The organism is Sulfuricaulis sp. (assembly GCF_040901545.1).
Lineage (GTDB): Bacteria > Pseudomonadota > Gammaproteobacteria > Acidiferrobacterales > Sulfurifustaceae > Sulfuricaulis.
Map to the genome: position 1 here is coordinate 18460 of NZ_JBBDYL010000015.1, position 23159 is coordinate 41618.

General features: G+C 61.6%; 26 protein-coding genes and 2 pseudogenes. 5 read left to right on the plus strand and 23 right to left on the minus strand.

Translation table 11 applies throughout. The features are described 5' to 3' along the window. Positions 1-234: 234 nt before the first annotated feature. The 15 genes and pseudogenes from WD823_RS03000 to WD823_RS03070 all read right to left on the minus strand — a co-directional run bounded on the left by WD823_RS03000 (position 235) and on the right by WD823_RS03070 (position 8949). On the minus strand, positions 235-600 hold the full coding sequence (locus WD823_RS03000; protein ID WP_368428007.1) for a MarR family transcriptional regulator: 366 nt from the start codon (positions 598-600) through the stop codon (positions 235-237). Continuing rightward, positions 578-898: a DUF6516 family protein gene (locus WD823_RS03005; RefSeq protein ID WP_368428008.1), complete on the minus strand. Its 321-nt coding sequence runs from the start codon at positions 896-898 to the stop codon at positions 578-580. The genes WD823_RS03000 and WD823_RS03005 overlap by 23 nt, the downstream gene beginning before the upstream one ends. A gap of 207 nt (positions 899-1105) precedes the next feature. Then, positions 1106-2491 (minus strand): MFS transporter, encoded by a 1386-nt coding sequence (locus tag WD823_RS03010; protein WP_368428009.1) that lies wholly within the window; start codon positions 2489-2491, stop codon positions 1106-1108. A 208-nt stretch (positions 2492-2699) separates the two neighbouring features. Beyond that, positions 2700-3044, minus strand: coding sequence for a helix-turn-helix domain-containing protein (locus WD823_RS03015; protein ID WP_368428010.1), 345 nt, complete (start codon positions 3042-3044; stop codon positions 2700-2702). A gap of 3 nt (positions 3045-3047) precedes the next feature. After that, positions 3048-3158: pseudogene (locus WD823_RS03020) on the minus strand (hypothetical protein); the annotation flags it as partial. Between the two features lie 6 nt (positions 3159-3164). Next, positions 3165-3365: a putative toxin-antitoxin system toxin component, PIN family gene (locus WD823_RS03025; RefSeq protein WP_368428032.1), complete on the minus strand. Its 201-nt coding sequence runs from the start codon at positions 3363-3365 to the stop codon at positions 3165-3167. A 94-nt stretch (positions 3366-3459) separates the two neighbouring features. Next, a pseudogene (locus WD823_RS03030) lies at positions 3460-3591 on the minus strand (PIN domain nuclease); the annotation flags it as partial. Beyond that, positions 3588-3815, minus strand: a complete 228-nt coding sequence (locus WD823_RS03035; protein ID WP_368428011.1) for an AbrB/MazE/SpoVT family DNA-binding domain-containing protein — start codon at positions 3813-3815, stop codon at positions 3588-3590. The pseudogene WD823_RS03030 and the gene WD823_RS03035, both read right to left, overlap by 4 nt. A gap of 140 nt (positions 3816-3955) precedes the next feature. Next, positions 3956-4339, minus strand: a complete 384-nt coding sequence (locus tag WD823_RS03040; protein WP_368428012.1) for a type II toxin-antitoxin system death-on-curing family toxin — start codon at positions 4337-4339, stop codon at positions 3956-3958. A 3-nt stretch (positions 4340-4342) separates the two neighbouring features. Further along, positions 4343-4570: an AbrB/MazE/SpoVT family DNA-binding domain-containing protein gene (locus WD823_RS03045; protein ID WP_368428013.1), complete on the minus strand. Its 228-nt coding sequence runs from the start codon at positions 4568-4570 to the stop codon at positions 4343-4345. Positions 4571-4642: 72 nt separating this feature from the next. Then, entirely contained in the window at positions 4643-4795 is a 153-nt protein-coding gene (locus WD823_RS03050; protein WP_368428014.1) for a hypothetical protein, read from the minus strand. Between the two features lie 33 nt (positions 4796-4828). Beyond that, complete coding sequence (locus WD823_RS03055; protein ID WP_368428031.1) at positions 4829-5440, minus strand: hypothetical protein; 612 nt, start codon at positions 5438-5440, stop codon at positions 4829-4831. Between the two features lie 91 nt (positions 5441-5531). Continuing rightward, positions 5532-6329 carry a hypothetical protein gene (locus WD823_RS03060; RefSeq protein ID WP_368428015.1) on the minus strand — a complete coding sequence of 266 codons (798 nt, stop codon included), beginning with the start codon at positions 6327-6329 and terminating at the stop codon, positions 5532-5534. 404 nt (positions 6330-6733) lie between these two features. Continuing rightward, positions 6734-7684 (minus strand): NmrA/HSCARG family protein, encoded by a 951-nt coding sequence (locus tag WD823_RS03065; protein ID WP_368428016.1) that lies wholly within the window; start codon positions 7682-7684, stop codon positions 6734-6736. A gap of 143 nt (positions 7685-7827) precedes the next feature. Beyond that, positions 7828-8949 (minus strand): SMP-30/gluconolactonase/LRE family protein, encoded by a 1122-nt coding sequence (locus WD823_RS03070; protein WP_368428017.1) that lies wholly within the window; start codon positions 8947-8949, stop codon positions 7828-7830. A 202-nt stretch (positions 8950-9151) separates the two neighbouring features. On the opposite strand from WD823_RS03070, the gene WD823_RS03075 reads away from it, so the two are divergent. After that, a complete protein-coding gene (locus WD823_RS03075; protein ID WP_368428018.1) occupies positions 9152-9487 on the plus strand; it encodes a DUF1820 family protein in 336 nt (111 codons plus the stop codon). A gap of 63 nt (positions 9488-9550) precedes the next feature. Here WD823_RS03075 and WD823_RS03080 read toward each other — a convergent pair whose 3' ends face one another. The 6 genes from WD823_RS03080 to WD823_RS03105 form a co-directional block, all read right to left on the minus strand. Continuing rightward, a complete protein-coding gene (locus tag WD823_RS03080; protein WP_368428019.1) occupies positions 9551-10969 on the minus strand; it encodes an efflux transporter outer membrane subunit in 1419 nt (472 codons plus the stop codon). After that, positions 10962-14063 carry an efflux RND transporter permease subunit gene (locus WD823_RS03085; RefSeq protein ID WP_368428020.1) on the minus strand — a complete coding sequence of 1034 codons (3102 nt, stop codon included), beginning with the start codon at positions 14061-14063 and terminating at the stop codon, positions 10962-10964. Before WD823_RS03085 ends, WD823_RS03080 begins: the two co-directional genes overlap by 8 nt. Position 14064: 1 nt before the next feature. Then, on the minus strand, positions 14065-15291 hold the full coding sequence (locus WD823_RS03090; protein ID WP_368428021.1) for an efflux RND transporter periplasmic adaptor subunit: 1227 nt from the start codon (positions 15289-15291) through the stop codon (positions 14065-14067). Beyond that, positions 15288-15890, minus strand: coding sequence for a TetR/AcrR family transcriptional regulator (locus WD823_RS03095; RefSeq protein ID WP_368428022.1), 603 nt, complete (start codon positions 15888-15890; stop codon positions 15288-15290). Before WD823_RS03095 ends, WD823_RS03090 begins: the two co-directional genes overlap by 4 nt. Before the next feature lie 264 nt (positions 15891-16154). After that, positions 16155-17057: a PHB depolymerase family esterase gene (locus tag WD823_RS03100; protein WP_368428023.1), complete on the minus strand. Its 903-nt coding sequence runs from the start codon at positions 17055-17057 to the stop codon at positions 16155-16157. Between the two features lie 123 nt (positions 17058-17180). Continuing rightward, positions 17181-17963, minus strand: coding sequence for a zinc ribbon domain-containing protein (locus tag WD823_RS03105; protein ID WP_368428024.1), 783 nt, complete (start codon positions 17961-17963; stop codon positions 17181-17183). A 333-nt stretch (positions 17964-18296) separates the two neighbouring features. Here WD823_RS03105 and WD823_RS03110 point away from each other — a divergent pair, with 333 nt between their 5' ends. Both WD823_RS03110 and WD823_RS03115 read left to right on the plus strand, forming a co-directional pair. Next, positions 18297-19151: a hypothetical protein gene (locus WD823_RS03110; RefSeq protein WP_368428025.1), complete on the plus strand. Its 855-nt coding sequence runs from the start codon at positions 18297-18299 to the stop codon at positions 19149-19151. A 107-nt stretch (positions 19152-19258) separates the two neighbouring features. Continuing rightward, complete coding sequence (locus WD823_RS03115; RefSeq protein WP_368428026.1) at positions 19259-20230, plus strand: aldo/keto reductase; 972 nt, start codon at positions 19259-19261, stop codon at positions 20228-20230. A 79-nt stretch (positions 20231-20309) separates the two neighbouring features. On the opposite strand, the gene WD823_RS03120 is transcribed toward WD823_RS03115, so the two are convergent. Both WD823_RS03120 and WD823_RS03125 read right to left on the minus strand, forming a co-directional pair. After that, positions 20310-21518: a putative sulfate/molybdate transporter gene (locus WD823_RS03120; RefSeq protein ID WP_368428027.1), complete on the minus strand. Its 1209-nt coding sequence runs from the start codon at positions 21516-21518 to the stop codon at positions 20310-20312. A 95-nt stretch (positions 21519-21613) separates the two neighbouring features. Then, positions 21614-21823: a hypothetical protein gene (locus WD823_RS03125; RefSeq protein ID WP_368428028.1), complete on the minus strand. Its 210-nt coding sequence runs from the start codon at positions 21821-21823 to the stop codon at positions 21614-21616. A 251-nt stretch (positions 21824-22074) separates the two neighbouring features. On the opposite strand from WD823_RS03125, the gene WD823_RS03130 reads away from it, so the two are divergent. Next, on the plus strand, positions 22075-22434 hold the full coding sequence (locus tag WD823_RS03130; protein WP_368428029.1) for a hypothetical protein: 360 nt from the start codon (positions 22075-22077) through the stop codon (positions 22432-22434). 294 nt (positions 22435-22728) lie between these two features. After that, a partial coding sequence (locus tag WD823_RS03135) for a twin-arginine translocation signal domain-containing protein (RefSeq protein ID WP_368428030.1) occupies positions 22729-23159 on the plus strand: 431 nt, incomplete at its 3' end.

Sequence of the window (23159 nt, forward strand, 5' to 3'; positions counted from 1 at the left end):
CAACACCCGTGGCGAGGAAATATAGTTGTTCGGCGGGTTACGGCGAAAATCGCCTAACATTCCGGCTCAGGGCGCAACAAAACCTGTTGCACCCCTTCGGCGGCGTGAACCTACGTCAAGTATGTTCACGACAATTTCGCCGGGAGCGAAATTGGACGCGCGTTAGCGTGCCCCGCTGGGGTGCGCGCCAGGGATGGCGCGCGTCAAAACCCCGCCTCACCCTGCATTAACCCCTCACGCCGCCAGCCTCAGCTCGGCGGCGATCACGTTCCAGGGAACGAATACCCGGTCGTCTTTGGCTTTTTCGATGAGACCAAGCTCCATTAGCCGGGAAACGTCGGTATGAATATTCTTGTAGTCGCGTCCGAGATGCTTGGCGAGCGCATAGATCGTCATCTTGCCTTCCGCGCGCAGCGCCTCGAGCAGGGCCCAGCGCGCCGGCGAGAGCTCCTTGAGCAACTGCGGCAGGCTCGAAAACGTTAGCCGATATTCCGGCGTGGCGCGAGCGCCGCGCTCGGCGCGCTTCCACACCGATTCAAAGCGGTCGAGCGATTCCTTGATTGTCCCGACACCTACGCTAAGTTTTTTCTTCCGACGCATCGTAACCTCCGAGTCTCATGACATCCTTCCAAAATTCCTCGCGCAACCGGCGCACGGACACGAAACGATAGGGTTGCTCTCGTCCGCCCACGTGCCGGTGATCGCCCTTTCCCGCTTCGTTGTCATAGCGCACCAGGCATTTTCCGCCACGCCCGTAATAGAGCCGATACTTGAGACCGTGCGGCCGGTCCGGTGTCGGGCGGGGCAGGCGCCAGACGGTAATCTCGACGATCGCGCCGTCCGGCATTTCCAGCTTCTCCTGCAACAGCAACGTCGCGCGCGCCGCCATATATGGCATTGTATGCCATAGGTGAGCTGCGGGCAAACCGGTTTCACAACGGGATGGCAACAGGCGCTTTGAAAGAATTTCCCATAAATTATAAAAGCTTCGGCGGCTCTGAAAGCCAACCTTCAAACCCCGATTAGCTGATTTTCCCCGGCACTGTTCGAAACATCTCTTCCCGTCCCCATTGGATTGGGACTATGGAAGACAGAACTTGAGCAGTCAGCGCGTTTTCTTCGACGCGCGGCCGCGGCTGGGAAGCAGTTCGAACAACCACTCGGCGACGATGTTGGCGCGGATGACGCGGATGGCGAGCGCCGTGGGCGAGATCGGCCGCACCAGCCGGGTCTCGCGCAGACGCGGCAGGAAGACCGACACCACCCCCGCGCGCGCGAGGCTTGAGAGCAACAGCGCCGCCCATAAGCCGCTGGTAAACACGATGATGTGACCGCCCCACGCTATTTGATGCGGCACGTGGGTGGCGAGGAAACCGCCGATCAAGGCGCCGGCGAAGATGGCGCCGTTCGACAGCGTCTGGTGCACGGCGCTGTAGGCGGCGCGCTTTTGCGGCGGCACGACATCATAGAGAAAATTCCCGGCGGCGAGGCTGAAACCGGCCCACACGAATCCGGCGATGATCTGGATCGCGAGAATCGCCCAGAACGTCGGAAACAGCACCCACAGTGCCGGCAGCGCCGGAAAGACGATGCACGTGATTTGCACGATGCGCAGATTGCCATAGATGTCGGAGAGCCGCCCCCACAGATTGAGCGCGAGGAACTGGATCAGCACGTAGAAGGCGCCGACGGCGGTGAACTCGAGATACGAGAACTTGAGATCGCGCAGCATGTAGAGCGTGAAGAACGGCGAGGCGATCGCGACCGCGAGATTCATCAAGGCCACGAACGTCGCGAAGCGCGCGAACTCCGAACCGCGCAGGCGGGAGAGCAAGCCGGCAAGCGGCGGCAGCGCGAGCGGTGCTAAGCGATGCAACGGCTCGTGCATGCGCATGAGCTGCTTGAGCGAATAGACCCGCGCCGCCAACGCCACCGCGAACACCAGCGCGAAGCCTATGGCGGCAACCGAACGCTGAGAGAAGAACTCAAGCGCAATGCCCGCGCAAGAAAGGCTGGCGAAGGTAAAGATACTCATGAGCCGGGTGCGCTTGCCGAAGAACCGGCCGCGACGGCGTTCGGGCACGAGATCGCTGATCAGGCTGCTCCACGGCGGTGAGGCGAACTGGCCGCCGATGTAATAGAGCGCCACCCACACGATGAGCAGCAGCACCGGGTGCTCGGTCGGCACGAACGCGAGCAGGATGATCGGCAACCACGTCAACGTCTGCAGCAGCACGCCACCGAAGATCAGCGATTTGCGCTGAATCGCGCGCCCCGCCACCCACGCCGAGGCGAGTTGCGACAATGAGCCCAAGAGCGAGGGCAGCGCGGCGAGCAGCGTCATCTGGGCGGTGGTCGCTTTGAGGAACACGGCGAAGGCTTGCAGATACGATTCCCCGGCACCGAACATCACCGACCAGGCGACGCCGTCGCGCACGGAATAGCGCAACGACCGCTCCACCTGCGGATCGCGTGAGTAGTGATGTTCCATCGACATCGCGGGGAAGGAATAACCGGTTACGTTAAGCAGAGTATAGAACCGGTTTCACGTCGCGGCGGAGTCGTGGCGTCCGCGGACGCGAAGCTGCTCGATGCCTAATCGCGCGTGGTGATTCGCGTGGTCGCGCGCGCGGGGCCGACGATCTTGGTACATGAACCTATTTCGCCGACTTACGCGGCATATCCTCGGTGAGCGGCCATCAAGCCGCTTTGCGCACGACGAATTCCGCCCGGATCTCGTCGAACGGTACACGAATACGCCGACCTGCTTTTTCGATCAGCCCGATTTCGACCAGCGCTTGAATGTCAGTGTGAACATTCTTGACGTCCCGGCCGAGCCCGCGCGCCAGAGCGCGGATCGACATCGGTTCCCGCCCTTGCAGCGTGCGCAGCACCTCCCAGCGCTTGCTGGTAAGGGTCTTGAGGAGCGTATCGAGGCTATCGAAACTGACAAATTCGCCCTGGGCGGCGCGTGTCTTCCACGCCCGCCGGAACCGGCCGAGTGATTTTCTGACGCTTGAGACTTCAATCGTGATCGTGCGCATGGTTCAACCTCCGAATCGCTTTACATCTCGCATGAAATCGGCCAGCAACTGATCGAGCGATACAAACCGGTAGGGTTCTTCCCGATCTCCGGCGTGCCGATGGTCGCCTTTGCCGCTTCGTTAGCTCCCTTTTTTGAGCCGTTCACGGAATGCGGCGGGCGTTTCGATGGCAAACCGGGTCTGGCCGGCGAGCACAAGCAGCGCCTGATCGCCCGTCACCAATACTTGCGCGCGGCCGATCTGGGCAAGGGTCAGGAATTTTTGATCCGCCGAATCGCGGCAGCGAGGCAGGCGACCTGGATTTGCCGACGAAGTATCCATACATAATCTCGGCATGCGGCAGATAACTGCCGAGCAGGGCCTCAATCTCATCCCGGGTCAATTTGAATTTTGGATAGCCCAGTACCCGTAACAACTCATCCGCGCAGGGTCGATCCACCAGCGGGGTGACAACCCCCTTCGTCCAGGCATCCCGGAGCCAAGCAACCCGCCCTTTTTCGAAAAAGGTGGCCGAAAGAACGATGTTGGTGTCGAGGACAACCCTCACCGCCTGCGCTTCCGGGCCCAGGCGATGGCATCGATTACGTCATCCTCGGCGATTCCGAGTTTCGCCAGTTTCTCGCGGGCGCGCGTGGCGCGATCGGGGCGCAACGGCTCCAGCACGATGTGGTCGTCTTCCGTGCGTACCTGAAAATACTCCACCCCCGGGAAAAGCTCGGCGATTTTCTTAGGGAGCGTGATCTGGTTTTTGACGGTCTTTTTGGCCAGCATGGCAAAGCGTTAAATAGTAAGGAAGTAAGGAAATATTATATCGAGGAATATCCGAGGGCAAGCCGCGTCTCTTTTCCCGCAGCGGGAGTTGTCGGGAGGACGCCTGATCCTTCGCCAGCGCCAGCGACTGCCGCAGCCCGTCACCGTTTGCGGCGGTACGAGTGTTCCCGCAGTAGCGACGCCAGCCCCGGGCGATCCAGCTTGCCGATCGCCACACGTAGCGTCCACTCAAAAAGCTGCTCGACCGTGAGCGTTGGCTCGATGCGGTTCAGCACCAGAAAAGTGAGCATGCAGTCCGCCGCCGTGCGCTTGTTGCCGTCCAGGAACGGATGGTTCCTGGCGAGCGAGAAACAGTATTGCGCCGCCGTTTCGTGGATATTCTTGGTATTGGCGTATGTTTGCCGCGCCTGGCCGAGCGCCGATTCGAGCAATTCCTGATTCCGCAGGCCGTGCGCGCCGCCGAAGGTGCTGATTTGGTCGTGGTGAATCGCGATGACCGCTTCCAGACCCAGGAATTTCGGCATCGATCAGGCGTCGGCCAGCTTCTGAAAGGCGGCGCGGTACTTCTGGAGCACCTTGTCGTGCGCCTTGATCACGGCTTCGAGCTCGGGCGTCACGGGCGTGAGCACGAGCCGGCCGTTCTCTTTCGTTACCTCGAATTTGTTGCCTGACTTGAGGTGGAGTTCCTGCACCAGCTCCGACGGAATCGTCGTTACGTAGCTGGAACCGACCTTGCGCAGCGAAACCTTGCTCATGGGACACCTGTATATATCTATATATATACAGCAGAATAAGCCCAATTATCCGATCTGTCAAAAGCACGGATTTTATGGATCGGCGAGGTCGTGGGGAACATATCCGTGGTGAGCCTCGATGGAAGTGCGCACCAGCTGACCCCGGTTGGCGTAGTTGCTATTGGAACGCAGCGCGTCGACACCGCCCATAAGCCGCTCGTAAACATAATCACGTGATCGTCCCACTGAAAAGGTAGACCCGTTGGCGCCGGTGCCCGTCTAGGCACCGTAGGTTTTTTCGATTTCTGCTCGATACAACGCGATTAAACTATCCCTATCCACTCCACCCCAGATCAGCCAATGAACCAGCTCATCGATGATCTCGAGCGCACCGTCGCTCAGCTTAAACTCGGATAGTTTGTACGAAGTGTCCTGCGCGCTGATCGGCTGAAGCTGATCCAGGCGCAGGATCGATTCATCCGGCCCGGCGGTAATCGGCAGGCGATCCCAAACGAATTGCGGATATTCACAATGCCGAACGCGCTCGACGAACTCGGGGCTGTAGCCCGCACGCCGACTATCTTTGTCCACGCCATAATAGGGCGCAACCAATACCGTGGGCGCGGTGGAATTCTTCGGCGTTCCCTCGGTCAGCGCTCGGTCGACCGCTGGATTATGGGAACCAATGACCAAACAGGGCCTCATCTTGGCCCGATAGGCTGCCCAAACCTCACCGCCTGACTGCGGCATGGCGGCGACGGGCAGATCTTTTTTCTTGAGTGGCTGATTGGCGCTGAGGGGGGCAACTCGAAGGGTTGCGCTGTCATGCCGGTTTGCGTCCGTTCGCCCTACCGGCTCAAAAGCATAGGGAACCTGATCCACGTGGGGCATGAAAGCGAAGATCAACGCCCCCCGACAAAGTTTTCGCTCTGGGTTCTTGGTCCACCAATTGGCGGATCCAATGATCGACTGTACGCAATCGTCAGGAAACATCGCCACCCTTCCTGGTAGCAGATTTCCATACTTCGTCCGAAAACTCGGCCGCTTTTTTGCCCGGTGTTAACGGCTGGCCAGCGAGATCGTCCAGCCAGGCGATACCTGCTTGGTAAATTTCGTCGTACCGGGGATGCTGTACCGGGTGGACCAGCCGAAGCTCTTTCGGTTTCCGGGTTTTATGCTGCTCTGTTAGTGCCCGCATGCGTTCATTTAATTTTTTCTTTTTCTTCTCGGAGAGGTTGTCCCTTCTCAAGGGTCGCGGTTCAGACTCGGCACTCGACGCCGCTTCTACGGCCAAGGAAAAGTCCAGGTGTTCATTCGGTGCGGCTGACAGCATCGGCTTGGTGCTGTAGACGTGATCCAGCAGACTGGGGGTATCCTTGCCAAACCGGTGAACATAACGCTTCAAGTGCATGGTGATATCGGTTGGAAGTTTCCATTCCCGTTCCTGTAATAATCGTTCGTCGCGCAAAGACCAGCGAATGCCATCGTCCTTATCCTCGTGGTTGCTGGGGACAGTTTTTTTGTCGGAGTTAATCGCCAGTAGCGCCGGTTCGATACGTTCGTGCACCGCCTGGGACCAAGGGCCGAAGCTCTGGAACTGCCAGTCGATGCCGGTGAAGGTTTTTCCTGCGTTGCTCCGTGCATAGGCAAGATCGGCCAAATAGACATACTTAATAAGGTGAATCGGGCCGAGTTCCCGGTCGATGTGCTTGTCTTCCTCCCCGGCGACCAGCAGGACGTACTGAAGGAGTAGATCGACGTGGTTGGGATCTAATGGCATCGCTGGGTACGGAGACTTCGAGTGGCCGACTTATTAGACAAGGCGTCAAAAGTATATCAGGCGACCTCCATGCCGCCTATTCGGTGCCGAAAGAATTGGGAATAAGACCGGGCGCTTTCGCCTGACGATGGGCGGGCGGTCCGTGATTCTCGCGGCGGTGCGCTGCGGCTGAGCGCGGCAATTTCGCATCGCTATTATAATAAACACCTATTTAAGACCCGTTCGATTTACCGCAACCGGTTTCAGACGGGAACTCACGACTCTGCGAACGCCGGGGTCGTGTATTCCGCTCCGTATCTGTACTTGAAAAGCCAATGATGCAGCTCGTAATATCGCTTCTCCTTCTCCCGACCCTGTGTCCATGACGATCGAGCACTGGAATCCGGTTAGGCCTCGGCTTTTTGCTACTCGAGCGGAATACGGCTTTTGTTCTTTGCCAGCCATGCCTCAAAGGTCAGCAGCGCGGGATTGAGATTGCGCGCAACGTCTAGGTTTCGCGCGCCGCAATAAACCTGCTCGAAGTCGCGCTTGAACTGGAACATGTTCCCGAGGTCCTCGGCGCCCGGGAAGCCGAAGCCGCGGTATGCCTCCGGGGAAACGTCGTGGTAGCGCACTTCCTTGCCGAGAGCTTGTGTAAGTGCGGCAGCCATTTGCGCGCCGGTCAGGTGCCCGCCGGCTACGCTGACAGTCTTGCCGATGAACTCGCGGCCCTTCTTGAATATGCCGTAAGCGCATCTGCCGATGTCTTCCGCGGCAATGCCCGGCAGCTTCTTGTCACCCATCGGAAATGTAATGGCGAGCTTGCCGTCGGGGCCTTTCTTGGGACCCATGCCAAAGTGGATCAGGTTGTCCCAGTAGAAGGACGTTTGCAGGAACGTCGTCGGGACACCAAGAGATGTGAACAGCTTGTTCGACTCACCCTTGGCATCGAAGTGCGGGACTTTGTACTTGCCCATCAAAGTTGGCATTCGGTTGTCGGAGAGCGGCACCCATTTGCGCGTATCCTCGAGCGTAGACCAGATGACGTGCTGGATGCCGGCTGCCTTGGCGGCCTTGGCCATGTTCTGGATCTGCGCAATCTCCTTCTCGGGCGAAAAGTGCTCCCAGAAGAATGTGACGCAGTAGGCACCGTGGGCGCCCGCAAACGCCTTACTGAGGCTTGCCTCGTCGTCCACGTTGGCGGCGACGAGCTCGGCGCCGAGGCGCGCCAGCTCTTTCGCTTTGTCAGACTTGATGTCCCGAGTGATTGCGCGAGCGGTGAAGCCGCCGCTGGGGTCGTTCAAGATCGCGCGGATCACGCCGCTGCCTTGGGCCCCGGTGGCACCGACCACCGCGATGATTTTCTTGTCAGCCATGACAACACTCCTTAATTTCGCTGGTTAAAGCGACATAAGCGCAGCCGGCGCTACACAAGCGGGTGAGTCCCCGCCTTCAAACACTGGGTTGCTAATGCCAGCTTGAAGGCGGGTAGATCCAAGTTATCGGTTAACCGTGCCGGCTAATCGTCGTCGTGGTCGTCCGATTCCGGAATCTTCATCCGGGAAACCGTGTAGCGGGTCACGTCCGCTTCGGGCTCGTCGCCGCCGGTCAAGGGCAGCGCCAGGTTGGTCACGAAAATCTCTTTTTTCACAATCACGAGGCTGGCCGGGAACAGCAGGCCCTTGGGCGATCCGTCTTGGCGGATTCCCTGAAAGTCGCCGAGCTTCACGATCACCCTGCCGGTACTGTTGAGCGCTACCACCTCATCGCCCTGGTTTGCCGCCACCCACAGCCGACCCTGCGAATCCATGGCCACGCCGTCGGCGCCGTTGATGCTTTCGGCAAACGGTATTTCCGAAACCATCAGGGTTACGAGATCGAGCGTCAAAATACGGTCATCGCCGGTATTGGCGATGAACAGCGTGCTTTCGTCGGCATTCAGGGCGAGGCCGTTGGCACCGAACGGCGGAAAACCCGCGGTCGCCAGCAGGCCGTCGTGCTTGACCGTCGTCATGGTGCAGGGTGTGGCACAGCCATTCACGTTATCAATCCGGAAGATGGCCCCTTGAAACGAATCGGAGACGTACAGGTTCCCGGAACTGTCGAGAACCATGGCGTTGGGAACGCGGGCGTTGTCGCCGAAGGTGATCGTATCAACGCTGCCGTCCGGATTGTTCACAATGCGCGCATCAGGTGCGTCGACTACCGAAATATTGGCTACGTTCACAATGGGCGTCGCGGCGTTGAAATTCGAGGCGATGCGCTGAACCCTGGAGCCAGTGCCGGAGAAGTCACCGACGTTGGCGATGTAGACCTGCCCGTTCGCACTGTCGAATGCCAGTCCGAGCAACGGATCGGTGCCAAAGTCGCGCGCGGCAACGAGATGACCTTGCCGGTTGAAGCGCAGCAGCTTGTTGTTCGGGTTAGGGTTCGTTGGTGATGGTGCATCGAAGGTGGCGACGTAAATATCACCGTTCGCTGGATTGGCGGTGATCCCTTCGGGGAAACGCGTGTCCAGCGGGAGCGTGGCGAAATTCACGGCCGCGTTCCGCTTGACAATCAGGTCCGGATCCGCCGTCGCGGCTCCCGCAAGCAACAGGGAGCATGTAAAGATGACGATTGCCTTTGCCAGATATTTCATTGTCTCCTCCTACCCTCCAGGTTATTGTTCGCCCGTTTTCCGCCCCGTCGCCGTAAAAACGACGCGGCGACAGGACCGGCGCAGTATAACCCCGCCCCGGGGAGGCAAGGTAGCAGGTCGTATCGCGCGATACGGAATTCGCCGGGCAAGAGGCGCCGCAGCCGGGCGCGGATACACCGCGGCGCTGTTATAATGACACCCTATGAAAACCCGATCGATTTACCGCATCCGGTTTCACAACCAGGGCGATGTCTACGAGCTCTACGCGCGCAAGGTCAGCCAGAGCGCGCTCTATGCCTTCGTCGAGGTGGAAGACATCCTGTTCGGCGAGCGCTCGCGCGTGGTGGTGGACCCCACCGAGGAGCGGTTAAAGACCGAGTTCGCCGGGGTCAAGCGCGTCTCCATCCCGGTGGGGTCGGTGGTGCGCATCGACGAGGTGGAGAAAGAAGGCGTCGCCAAAATACTGCCGGGCGACGGCGAGACCGCCAAGGTGAAACTCTTCCCGCTGCCCGCGACCCCGCCCGGGCGCAAGCCCTAGAGCCAGGTGCCGGTTGGGCCGGCGCTTCGTTTTGCGGGGAAGTGAATACGAAACAACGCGCGGCTACTCCTCGCCGCCTCCCAGCGACTTGTAGAGGCTCACGCGGGCGCTCTGCAACTGGCGGCGGGAACTCACCAAAGACTGTTCCGCGCTGAAGGTCTCCCGGCTCGCGTCCAGCACTTCCAGGTAATTGGCGATGCCGGCCTGCTCGCGGGCCTTAACCCGATCGAAGCGCGCCAATTGCGCGCGCAGGTTGGCCTCCAGCGCCGCCACTTGTTCGCCGATGGTGCTCCCGGCGGCCAGCGAATCCACCACTTCGCGAAAAGCCTGTTGCACGGTTTTTTCGTAGTTGGCCACGGCTTGGACTTTCCGCGCTTCGGCCACGTCCACGTTGGCACGGGTGCGGCCCGCATCGAACAGCGGCAGCGTCAGCACCGGATTGAACAGCCAGGCTTTGCTGCCGGATTCGAACAGGCCGGACAGTTCCCGGCTGGCGGTCCCGAAGTTGGCGGTGAGCGCGATGCGTGGAAAAAAGGCCGCGCGGGCCGCGCCCACGTTGGCGTTGGCGGCGAGCAGCTGCTGCTCGGCGGCGCGCACGTCCGGGCGGCGCAGCAGCACCTCGGACGGAAGGCCCGGCGCCAGCTCGGCCAGCAAAGGTTGGTTGGCAAGGTTCGTCGGAGCGGGCAAGGCCACCGCCATGCCCGTCAGCAGGCGCAGGGCGTTATCCGTCTGGAGTCGCTGGCGCTTCAAGTCGGCCCATTGGGCGCGCAGCGATTCCGCGAAACTCTCGGCGGCGAGCACGTCAAGATCGGTCGACAGCCCGGCTTCCTGCCGCTTGCGGGTAATGTCGAGACCCTCCACCCGCGTCTTTAAGGTTTGCGCCACGAGGCGCTCGCGCTCGGAAAGTTCCGTGAGCTGGAGCCAGGTGTTGGCGACATCGCTGATGAGACCGATGCGAAAACTTTTCGCCGCTTCGTCCGTCGCCAGATACTGCGCCCGGGCGGATGCGCTCAGCGCCGCCACCCGGCCCCAAAAATCCAACTCGAAAGCGGTGAGACCCAGGCCCACGTCATAGCGGTTGAAGACCAGCGTTTGGTTTGCCCCCGAGATGTTCGCGAGCGTGCGCGAGCGGTTGCCGGAGGCTTGCGCCTCCAGCGTGGGGAAGCGATCGGCCCGGGCGATGCCCGCCAGGGCGCGGGCTTCCTCGACCCGCGCGAGCGCGATCCTGAGGTCCCGGTTGTGATCGAGCGCCGCCTCGATCAGCACATGAAACGCGGGGTCCGGAAAATATTCACGCCAGGAAGCCAAGGGGCCCGCGGCGGTCGCGGTCACGCCGGCGAAATGTTCCGGCACCGGCGCCGCCGGACGCTCGTAGACGGGGATGAAAGAACAACCGGCCAGCAACGCCAGGACGGCGGCCCCGAGCGGTTGCCGCGTCATTTTTCCCGGCGCCAGGCTTAAAAAAATTTTTCGTTCAGTCATGTTTCGTTTCCTTCCGATGCTTGGCGGGAAAGAACTTGCGCACCACCACGAAAAACACCGGCACCAGAAAAATCGCGAGCAGCGTGGCCGCGATCATGCCACCGACCACGCCCGTGCCCACGGCGCGGCGGCTCGCCGCCCCCGCGCCGGTGGAAATGGCTAGCGGCGTCACGCCCATGATGAAGGCAAAACTGGTCATGAGGATGGGCCGTAACCGCAAGCGGCACGCCTCCAGCGTCGCGTCCACGAGCTCCATGCCTTCATTGTGCAGCTTGCGGGCGAATTCGATGATGAGAATCGCGTTCTTGGCGGAGAGTCCGATGATGGCAATGAGCCCGACCTTGAAGAACACGTCGTTGGGCAGCCCGCGAAGGTCCACCGCCAGCACCGCGCCGAGAACGCCGAGCGGCACCACCAGAATCACGGCGAACGGAATCGACCAGCTTTCATACAGCGCCGCGAGCGCCAGGAACACCACGAGCAGCGACAGCGCGAACAGGATCGGCGCCTGGGCGCCGGCGAGCCGCTCTTCGAAAGAAGTGCCGGACCATTCGAAGCCGAAACCGGGCGGCAGCTTCTGCGCGACTTCTTCCATGGCCTGCATCGCCTCGCCCGTGGAATAACCGGGCGCGGGAGTGCCGGCGATCTTCATGGAGGAGTTACCATCATAGCGATCGAGCTTGGGCAGTCCGACAATCCATTCCGGTTTCGCGATTTCGCCCAGGAGCACCATCTCGCCCAGGCGATTCCGCACCGGGAGTTTCAGCAGATCACTGGGCGTCCTGCGCAAATCCGATTCCGCCTGCATTTGCACCCGGAGGATGCGCCCGGCGCGGACAAAATCGTTCACGTACGCCACGCCGATGGCGGACGAAAGCGTGTCGTTGAGACTGGCGATGTCGACTTGCAGTGCCTGCGTCTTCTGCCGATCGATTTCCAGGAACACCTGCGGTCCGGGCTCCTGGCCTTCCGGCCGCACGCCGGCGAGCCGCCGGTCCTGCGAGGCCAGGCCGAGCACTAGATTGCGCACATTGATCAGCGCATCGCGGCCTTGGCCGGAACGGTCCAGCAACCGGAAATCGAATCCACCGACCGCGCCCAACTCGGGGATGGGCGGAGGATTCACCGCGAAGATGATCGCCTCCTTGATGAGCACGAAGGTTCCCATCGCCCGGCCGATCACGCCCTGCGCCGAGTGTTCATACCCCTTGCGCTCATTCCAGTCCTTGAGCCGGGTGAACGTAATCGCCGCATTCTGCCCCCGGCCGAAAAAAGAAAAGCCCACCACGCCGATGACCCTCTCCACTTCCGGCTGTTTCAGGTAGTACTGCTCAACCTGCGAGAGCACCTCCACCGTGCGCTCCTGGGTCGCGCCGGCGGGCAGTTGCACCAGCGTAATGAAATAGCCCTGGTCCTCGTCCGGCAGGAAGCTGCCGGGAATCAAAGTGAACAGCCAACCGGTGGCGGCGACGATGACGAGATAGATCGCCACCCAGCGGCCGGTGCGGGCCAGGATGCGCGCCGTGAGTCCGCGATAGCCGGAAACGACGCGACCGAAAAAAATATTGAACCGGCGCTTTTCGTCCTTTTCGGCTTCGCCCGGTTTGAGCAGCGTCGCGCACATGGCGGGCGTGAGCGACAACGCCAGCAACGCCGAGAACGCCATGGTGAAGATCAAGGTCGCGGCGAACTGGCGGTAGATCGCGCCCACGGAACCGCCGAAGAACAACATCGGCATGAACACGGCGGAGAGCACGATGGAAATGCCGAGGATCGCGCCGATGATCTGGTCCATCGCCTTGAGCGTGGCCGCCAGCGGCGGCAGACGCTCCTCGCGCATGATGCGCTCCACGTTTTCCACCACCACGATGGCATCGTCCACCAGGACGCCGATCGCCAGCACCATGGCGAACAGCGTCAGCACGTTGATGGAAAAGCCGAAGGCATAAAGTCCCGCGGAAGCGCCGGCCAGCGCCACCGGCACCACCACCGCGGGGATCAGCGTGGTGCGCCAATGCCCGAGGAACACATACATCACGACGAACACCAGCACCATGGCGATGCCCAGGGTAAGCAACACCTCGAAGATGGAGATCTCCACGAAGCGCGAGCTGTCGTAGGGCACGGCCCAGTCGATTCCCGGGGGGAAGAAGCGCGCGAGCTCGGTCATGCGCGCCTTCACTGACTTCGCCACCTCGAGCGCATTGGCGCCGGGCGCGACGCGAATGGCGACCGCGGCGATGGGGCTGCCGTCCATGCGGGCGTAGCGGTCATAACTTTCGCCACCGAGTTCCACGCGCGCCACGTCTTTCACCTTCACCGTGGCCCCGCTGGGAAGCTGCCGTATTACCACGTTGCCGAATTCTTCGGCCGTGGAAAGCCGGCCGCGCGTGACGATGACGGCGTTCACCTCGGCTCCGGGAGCGCTCGGTGCCTGGTTGAGCTCGCCGGTGGCGAGCTGCACGCTCTGGGCCTGCAGGGCGTTCTTCACGTCGGCAGTGGTCAGGCCATAGGCGATGAGTTGCTCCGTCTTGAGCCAGATGCGCATGGAATATTCGGTGCCGAACAGGATGGCCTCACCCACCCCGGGCACGCGGCGCAGCGGCTCAAGCACGTTGGCGGCCGTGAAGCTGCCGAGGTCGATGAAGCTGAGATTGTGATCCTTGGAGTGGATGGCGACGAACAAGAGATAGTTGCGCGTCGGCTTGGTCACCGGCACCCCGAGTCGCCGCACTTCCTCCGGGAGTCGTGCCTCGACGCGCTTGTACCGGTTCTGGGCTTCCACGGAGGCGATATCGATGTTGGTGCCCGGCTCGAAGGTGAGCGTCAGCGAACCCGTGCCCAGTTCGGAAGCCGCTTCCATGTAAAGCAGACGCTCGATGCCGTTCATCTCCTGCTCGATCAGCTTGATGACCGTGTCTTCGATCACCTGCGCGGCGGCGCCGGGATAGTTAACGTTGAAAGAGACCTGGGGCGGAGCCACCGAAGGATATTGCGACACCGGCAGATGCTTGATCGCGATACCGCCCACGAGCAGGATCAGGATGGCGATGACCCAGGCGAAGATCGGCCGGTGGATGAAGAAGCGGGCCATGTCAGCTGGTCGGTTTCAGCGGCACCGGTTTCACCACCGCGCCCGGCTGGACCTTCTGCACGCCGTTCACGATCAGGGTCTCGTCGCCCAGGAGGCCGTCTTCGATGACGAAGTCCGTGCCCGCCATGGCTCCGACTTTCACCGGGCGCGACACGACTTTGTTCTCCGGCCCCACCAGCAGGACGTATTGGCCCTCGGACCCGGAAAGCACCGCCCGCTGGGGCACGGCGATTACGCCTTCCGCCACGCCCTGCGGCAACTTCACGCGCACAAACGTCCCGGGAAACAACAACCGTTCGGGATTGGGAAACTCCGCTTTCAGCGTGACCGAGCCGGTGGTGGGGTCCACGCTCATGTCGCTGAAAATGAGCCGGCCTTTCCTGGGATAGGGCTGTCCGTCATCCATAATAAGTTCGACGACCCGGCTTCCCGCCGCTTTCAGCGACCCATCGGCGAGCGCGGTCTTGAGGCGCAACACTTCGGCATTGGGCTGGGTGAAGAGCACCTGCGCCGGGTCGAGCTGCTCGATAACCGCCAGCAGCGTCGCCTCTCCCCGGCCCACCAGGGCGCCTTCGGTCACGAGCGCGCGGCCGATACGGCCGGAGATGGACGCGGGCACGGTGGTGTTTTCCAGATCCTGCCGCGCGCGCGAAAGCTGGGCCTCGGCCTGTCTGAGCGCGGCGCGCGCCAGATCCACTTCCTGCTGGCTCACCGCCTTGATCGGCAGCAGCGACTCCACGCGCGAGAAATTGAGTTTTTTTACCTCGACGTCGGCTTCCGCCGCCTGCGCGGCGGTACGGTAGGTGCGGTCGTCCAGCTGGAACAACGGCTGGCCCTCGCGCACGTCGCTGCCTTCCTTGAACAGACGCTTTTCCACGATACCTTCGATGCGCGCCCGCACCTGCGCCGTGCGCACGGCGATCACTCTTCCCGGCAGTTCCCGGGTGAGTGTCGCGGCGCTGCGGCCCACCTGCATGACGTCGACTTCCGGCGGCGGCATGGCGCCGGGTCCGGGACCCGCGGGGCCGCTCTTGTCATTCGGACTGCAGGCGGCGAGCAGGGTTAGAAATAAAACCAGGGAGAGGCCGCCCGACCTTAAATAGTCGCGATTTGTGTCTCTGAACCGGGCGGTCTCTTCCCTCTTCCGGCCCTGCGGGCCACCTTCTCCCGCCAGCGGGAGAAGGAAAGTGGGTGCGGCCTTCGGCCGGTTCATGGGTAGGCGTTTCATGGCATGTCCTTTTCGGGAGCAAAGGCGCGCAGGAAGCAATCCACCACCTGCGCCGTTTTCGTGGGCTTGAGCAAATCCGTTTGCAGGTTCATGAGGCCCCGCAGGCGGTCGAAATCCGCCAGCATGGCCGTCAGCATCTCAGCGGCGAAATCGGGGTCATCCCGTTTCAGCCGCCCTTGTTCCATGGCCCGCGCGAGATACTCGGCGAGGCGCTTGCGCGTCGTCTGCGGCCCCTGGCGGAAGAATTGCTTCGCCAGCGCCGGAAAACGCGGCGCTTCCGCCGTCAGCGTGCGGAAGATCGCGATGCCCTCGGCGCTCAGAATCTTTGCCCGGTAGGCTTCGCTGAAAGCCAACAGCGTAGCGCGCGTAGCGCCGTCTCCATCCAGGGTTATCAGTACCGACTGGATGGCATGGCGCACCGCTTCGGCAAATAGGGCGTCCTTGCTGGGAAAGTGGTTGTACACCGTCTGCCGCGCCACGTGCGCACGGGCGGCGATGCGGTCGATGCTCACTTGATAACCTTCTTCGCGGAAGGCATCGCAAGCAGCTTCCAACAGACGCTGGCGAGTGTCTGGGGGTAACTCAACGACGGTGGACATAGCGGGCTAAGCGGAATTTCGCCTGGTTAGCTGGTTAGACTGTATAGTCTACTTGGCAGGCGCGCCACACACAAGATCAACATGGAACCGGATTGCCAATCCCGTATCCGGCTTGCGTGAATCGAGAATTTAGAGCTCCGCAGTCTCCGCAAGTTTATACCGCGTGGCCATCGTCTTGCTGCGGTACCAACAGTCGCTTGTCCGCCGCTTCGTGGAAATCTTTTGAGCCTGGAACCGGATCAGGATCGGAAGTTCATCCCGGCATCACGGCCGCGGGTGGCGCTGAAAAAATTCCCAGATCACATCCGTGGCGTCAATCGCATCGGAGGGTTTTCCGATGATGCGCTCCGGCAGATGGCTCATGCCGCCCGGCCAGAAATGCCCCATTCCGGCGACGGTATAAACAACCACTTCGGCATTTTCTTTTCCGGCGGCGTAGGCGATGCCACGGACGCCGTCTCGATCGTAAATCACTTTGGGCTCCGCCGTGCAACCAAGCAGCTGCACCCACTTGTCGATGGACGCTTGCACCGGCGGTTTCCGGCCGGCGGGGGTATCGCCGAATTTGATCTCGCCGCCGTCGATGGGGTTGAGCGGGTCCTGCGTGCCGGTGATATAAAGGAGTGACACCGGACGGGCGAGCACGGGATCATCGAGCCAGTCGCTGCCCGCAACGGGCGCGATGGCGGCGAGACGTGTGGCCAGTTCGCGCCCGGCGCGAAACGTCATCGAGGCGCCGTTGGAAAATCCGGTGGCGTAGATGCGGCGCGGGTCCACGCGCAGCCGGGTGCCCAAGTCATCCAGCAGGGCATGAATGAAACCGCTGTCGTCGATGTGCTTTTGCGCAGCGGGCACGATTGAACGCCGCGCGCCTTCGTCCCAGCGTTGGGGATTCGTCGCGAAGCTCGCGCGGCGCGCGGGATCGCGCGGCAAACCTTCCGGGTACGCCACAAGGAAGTTTTCCTTGTCGGCCTTGGCGGACCAGCCGGTCTCTTGCATCGCGCCGCGCGCCTTGCCGCCACCGCCGTGCAACATGATGACGACCGGCAGCGGGATTTCGCCATCGTAGCCCGGCGGCACGTGCACGATGTAATGACGCGTGAAGCCGTTATGGGTCAGGTCAAACTTGTGGTCGCCGAGGTGCATGGTCGAGGGTGAGGTGGACATCGCCTGGGCGATGATACCGATCAGGCGCCCGTACAGGAAAGCCGCACCGGAGAAGAACGCCCGTCAGATATTAATAATAAGCAGGATCAGCATGACCGCGGGCCCCAGCGACACTTCCCCGGTTTATTTCTTTCCTGCCTTGCTGGCTTGCGCCGCCGCCCGGAAGCGCTCGATGCCGCCCCGGTGCTCCAGATACTCGGCTCTCCCCGTTGCGATCTCGGCGTCGTAGGCGGCCAGGAAAGACTTGTAGGAGCGCGCGGCACCGTCTTTGTTCCCGCTGTGTTCGGCGATTTGGTGCTCCAGCATGCTACCCAAGAGATGCTTTGGGACGGACTGGCGCAGCTGATCGAGTTGCAAGCGAGCGCTTTTGATATCGCCCGCCGTCAAATGAATCAACGCCACATGATAGCGGGCGTCGTTGTCCAAGGTTCCCAGACTGGCATAGGCTTGAAGGGCCATCGGCGCGAACCGTCGTGCTTCCTCGGAATCCCCGTTCTCGGTGGCGGCCATGATCCGGTTGAACAACCGATCCGCCGCCTCTCGCGGTGACATGCCGGCAAGGTCCAGCGGCTGGCCTGGCGCGGGAACATTAGAAGACATGGGTGGTGAAAACCTTGCCGTTGCCGTCGCACCATCGCCCCGATCGAACAAGGTCACTACCGCAACGACCAGGGCGACCGCCGCGAGGACGAGCGCGGCCCACGGCACGATCGCTCGCGCGTTCCCTTGTTCGGATTCCATCCGGGCCGCGAGGGATGCGCCGCACTCGGGGCACGCGCGCGCGCCGGGTTTAACCTTGGCGCCGCAGGACGGGCAGGTCGAGGCGATGGCCGTTCCGCAGTGACTGCAGAACCTGCCCGCGGCGGGCTTGCCGCAGCCGGGACATGGGACGGGCTTGGCATTCATCGCCACACCTTATCACGGGATGACGAGCGGTGACGACACGCGACGGGATAGATGCACGCGAACCCGATTATCTTCATGAAGGCCGCGAGCAGCAAGTAGCACCCGGGGTTCGTGTCGCGGTTCGCCGTCCGGCCGCGCATACCGCGCGTACGTCGATTGCACCGCGTTACCAACAGTCGCTCGATTCCCTCCGCGCTTCCCACTTGTCGGTCTGCCGCTTACATGCATCCAGCAACAATGGAAGTACCTCGAATGTCCGCCATGCTTAAGCGTGCGGGAGGGTGCGACTGCTAAGGACTGGCTGCCAGCACAGTCGCTTCGAGGGAAGTAACCATGGATTGGAAGTCGAAGGCCTCACCGCTTCACGCCGTGTCCTTACGGTGTGACTCCTGGTCTTTATCGCCGGCGGTACGCACCGCGCAAATCGAACCGCGTTCCCCGCGGCGGCAATCCGTAAACCGAATCGCTTGCGGCTCGCTGGTCATCACCATGGCGCTGCTCGTCGGCTGCAGCGAAAGCATGATCCGTGGCGGGAGTTTATTCGCCGGGAGCAATTTGAGCGGCGGCAGTAGTATTAGCGTGCCACCGCAGGATCCGATCGCGCCGCCTCAGGAACCCAGCCCGCCGCCGCAGGAACCCGTCGTTACGCCTGAGGATCCTGTTGTCCCACCGCAGGAACCTATCGTCCTGCCTCAAGACCCGATCGCTACGCCTGAGGAACCTACCGCGCCATCTCCGGAACCTACCTCGCCGTCTCCGGAACCTACAGTCATTGAGTGCGGCAGCGGACTGGCCGCGCAAGACTTGGCGGGCCAGTGCCGCGCCGTACCACCCACGCCGGGCGCACTCGAAGCGGTCGCTGGAACCAGCGCGGCGGGGATATCGGTCGCCTCGCTCACCGTATCGCAGACGGCCTCGCACGTGCTGCAGGTCGGCTGGCAACCGTTCGGCGATAACGCTTCGGGTTACCTGGTGTACTACGGCACAACCGCCGATACCGCCAACGCCTTGGTCTCCGACTTGCCGACGAACTCCGGTCTCATTAATCCTGCCGCCCCGAGCGTGACCTACGATTCGGTGCGCGATCTCGGTCTGTACGTCGGCGATACCGTCTGCTTCCGCATCCACGCTTACAATTCCGCGCGCACGGTTATCGCCGAAGCTTTCCTCGGCTGTTCAGCGATTTAGGTTATTTAGGGTCTGCTTTCCCCGCGCGAGAACCCTCGCATTTCGCCCATCTCACCGTGTCCGGATAAAAACATTGTAATATGGCGCTTCATCGATCGGGAGGCGTCATGGACTACAAGTGGCTGGGCAGAACGGGAGTGAAGGTGTCATCGCTGTGTTTCGGCACCATGTCTTTCGGCGGCGATGCCGACGAAGCGGAGAGCACGAAAATGTACCGCGCCGTCCGGGAACTGGGCATCAACTTTTTCGACTGCGCCGACGCCTACAGCAAAGGCCGCGCCGAGGAAATCCTGGGACGGCTGATGAAAAACGAACGCGACGCGCTGGTGATCGCCTCCAAGTGCTTTTTGCCCATGGTTGAGGACATCAACGCCCGGGGCGCGAACCGGCGCTATATCGCCCGCGCCGTGGAGGCCAGCCTCAAGCGGCTGGGCACCGACCGCCTGGACGTGTATTTCCTGCACCGCTGGGACCCGATGACGCCGCTCGAGGAAACATTGCGCGCGCTGGAGAAACTCGTCAGTGACGGGAAGGTGCTGTACCTGGGGGCCAGCAACTACGCCGCCTGGCAGATTGCCAAGGGCCTCGGCATCGCCGCGAAAAACGGTTGGCCGCGTTTCGACGTGATCGAACCCATGTACAACCTGGTGAAACGCCAGGCGGAGGCCGAGATTCTGCCGCTCGCGCGCGCGGAAGAACTCGGCGTCATCACCTACAGCCCGGTGGGCGGCGGCCTGTTAAGCGGCAAATACGGTTCCAACCGCAAGCCCGACAAAGGCAGGATTATCAGCAATCCCGAGTACGCATCCCGCTACCGTGAAGCGTGGATGATCGAAACCGCCGCCGCGTTCACCGAGCTGGCGCAGGCCAAAGGCGTGCACCCCGTGAGCCTGGCGGTCGCCTGGGTGGCGGCGCACCCGGACGTCACCTGCCCCATCGTCGGAGCGCGCAGTCTGGAGCAGTTGCAACCATCGCTGGATTCCCTGCAGGTGAACATGACACCGGAACTGCGCGCGGAGATCAGCGCGCTGTCGCGCACCCCGCCGCCGGCCACCGACCGGCTTGAGGAACAGCAATAAGCGGAATATCGCTTTAACACGGCATGCGCACCGGTTGATTTCAATCGCTGCGCATTACCCTCCACAAGGGCTGAAGACTTTAAAGCCTCAACCACCCTCGCTTGACGAGGTAACAACCCGCGATACCAACGAGGAAGGCCACGCCGATATTCCACATCGCGAACGCGGCCGTCACGAGCGTTACGAACCGCTCCCCCTTGTCCTTGCTGAACTCGCAAGACCCCAGCGCCAGCTGGGCACCGGTGAGAAAAAGAATAACCCCTAAGATCGCGGCGGGGAAAAGGCGAAAGAGTGCGTCAATGGAACCGCTGAAGAATACTGCGAGCACAAGCAGCAATGTGCCGACAATGATCAGCGCGCCGCCGGTTCTCGCGCCGAATGCGACATGCCCGGCCATGCCGCCCGCGCCGTGGCACATCGGCACCCCGCCCACGGCGGCGCCCGCGATGTTCATGAGACCCGTAGAGGTGGCCACGCCCTTGTCCGTCACCGGGCGATCGGGAAATAGCCGATTGTTCTCATCGCGTATTGCAATGACGGCGTTGCCCAGCGTGAGCGGAAGCTGGGGTAATGCAAGAAATACCAGGCCGATGAGCAGGTCGTTCCATGTCAGTTCCAGCAGGACGAACCGGGGGGCGCGCACTTCAACCGACGCTGCCGTCAGCGCTTGGACCGCATCGGGATTCAAGATCATGCCGCAGATTGCGCCGAACAGAAGCAGCAGGAACATGGCCGGGACACGGCGATTGATAAGAAGCAGCAGCGTACCGGCAAGACCCACTGCAGCAATCACCCAGTGCGTTGCCATCATTTTCACGCCTTCGAGCATGAAACTCATGCCAAGGCCGAGGATAATGCCGACAATGACAGGCCGGGAAACAAGCTTCGCGATTCGGCTTGCAGCGCCTGTGAGTCCCAGGACGAGCCAAAGCAGCCCGGTGGCGAGGCTGGCGCCGTACACCGCTGCCGGAGTGATGACAGCGGTCTGAGCTGCCTGAGTGATGGCAACGGCACCGATGGCCTTCATCGGCTGTACGGGAAACGGTGTCTTGTAGTACGCCCCGCAAACCACCATGGCGATTCCAAAAGCGAGCAGAACCCCATAGGGATCCATTTTCAAAACACCGATATAGCCGACAACGAATGGAATCAGCGTCCCGAAATCACCGAACGCCCCGGCCCATTCCATGCGGTCAAAACGATTGCGTGGCGCCAGGTCGCTTTGTCGTATCAGTGGTTTTTCCGGTACCGGACTCTCCAAGGTCTGCTCTGCCCGTTTGGGATGCATGGCACGTCGTTAGCAGCAATTATATCGATGCAGGTCAGCGGCGTCGCATATCGCCGTCCGCTGCCATGGGATCGGGTCTGTTGCCCGTCGGATCCTCACGCGCAGGCCCAGAAAGATCGCGGTCCCCAGCGCCGCCAATCCGTCACTTCCGTTATGTTGGCATGCAGCAGATAAGTCAGATATTTTTTGATGTTGTCGTAGATCCAGCGGCCGCGTTCGATCGCCCGCACGATCGTCGCGAAATTGTCATCCCCGAGCACCATGTCAGCGGCTTCCTTCGCGACTTCGGTTCCGCTGATCCCCACGGCGGTGCCATGGATTTGCCCGGCTGGAAACCAAGGGGTTCGTGACGAAAGGCATCGCGCATAGCCGACGATGAGCCAGCGGGAGACGGCATCCGGCCACGGTCAGGCGCCGGAACGTACTTACAATGATGAGATTCCTCCCCCAAATCGCATCGGAGCAACCACTGGGCAGGTAAATCTGGCAGCAGTCTTGCCGTAAAGGACTTATCGGCTAGGCTAAGGTAGAACGCCATGGAGGTTATATGCGCCTGATGCCATTGGTCTTTATCGCGGTCTTCATGGTAACCGGGGCCTACGCCGCCGAGCCGCCAGCCAACAATGGGCCGGGTACAGCACCGGCGCAGCACCTGCGCCCGCGTGCGGTGGCGTGCACGACATCGGTCCATGTCTGGGTCGAGGTGGACGAGCGCAGCCTGCCGGTGCGGGAACATTCCATCGCCGAATCGAAAAAACGCGTGCAATTGAATCTTATCGGTTCCAGCCCAGCACGCGGCGACTCGGTGGTGTGCAGTTATGCCACGCGCAGCCGCGACATGACGACTTCCTATGTCGTGCGCTGCGTCCAGCCGCGCCAGGAGCGGGGCCGCCGGCATTCCTATATATGCATGTGATGGCGTTACCTCGCTTAATATACCCACTACTATAAAACTCCCTATAAGCTTTGTTTTTTGCCGGGAAATAGAGTCGCCGCGGTACATCGGCATGTCCTCGATCATGCACCATTCTGGGCTTTCTTGATCTGCGTTGCACCACGGTTGGGCGGCCCCGCAGGCCATGCATTGCAAACTTGGCGCTCTCAGCGTATTTTCTGCGCTGGTACATAATTTGCTTCGTTCGACAAGTTCGCGTCAGGCCGCAGCCGGGCGTATTTTAATAATTCCACCACACAGAGGAGAAACTTGATCATGATCAATGCCCGCAGAAAATTTCTTAAAACAGGACTCGCCACCGGCGCCGCCGTTGGCGCGCTTGGCGTGCCCTACGTCGCCCGTTCCGCAGAGACGTTCACCTGGAAGATGACGAGCGCTTATCCCAAGGGCGCGCCGTTCTACATGGACGGCCCCGGGAGCGCCACTGACCTCGCCAAGCGCATCGAGGCAATGTCGAACGGGCGGCTGAAGATCACCGTGTACGGCGCGGGCGAGCTGATTCCGGCGTTCGAGGGCTTCGATGCCGTGCGCGCCGGCACGGTCGAGATGAACCACGCCAACAGCTACTTCTGGACCGGCAAGACCTTCGCGGCCCAGTACTTCACCGCCGTGCCCTTTGGCCTCAACTTCCAGGGCATGAACGGCTGGCTCTACGACGGCGGCGGCATCCCGCTGTGGCACGAGGT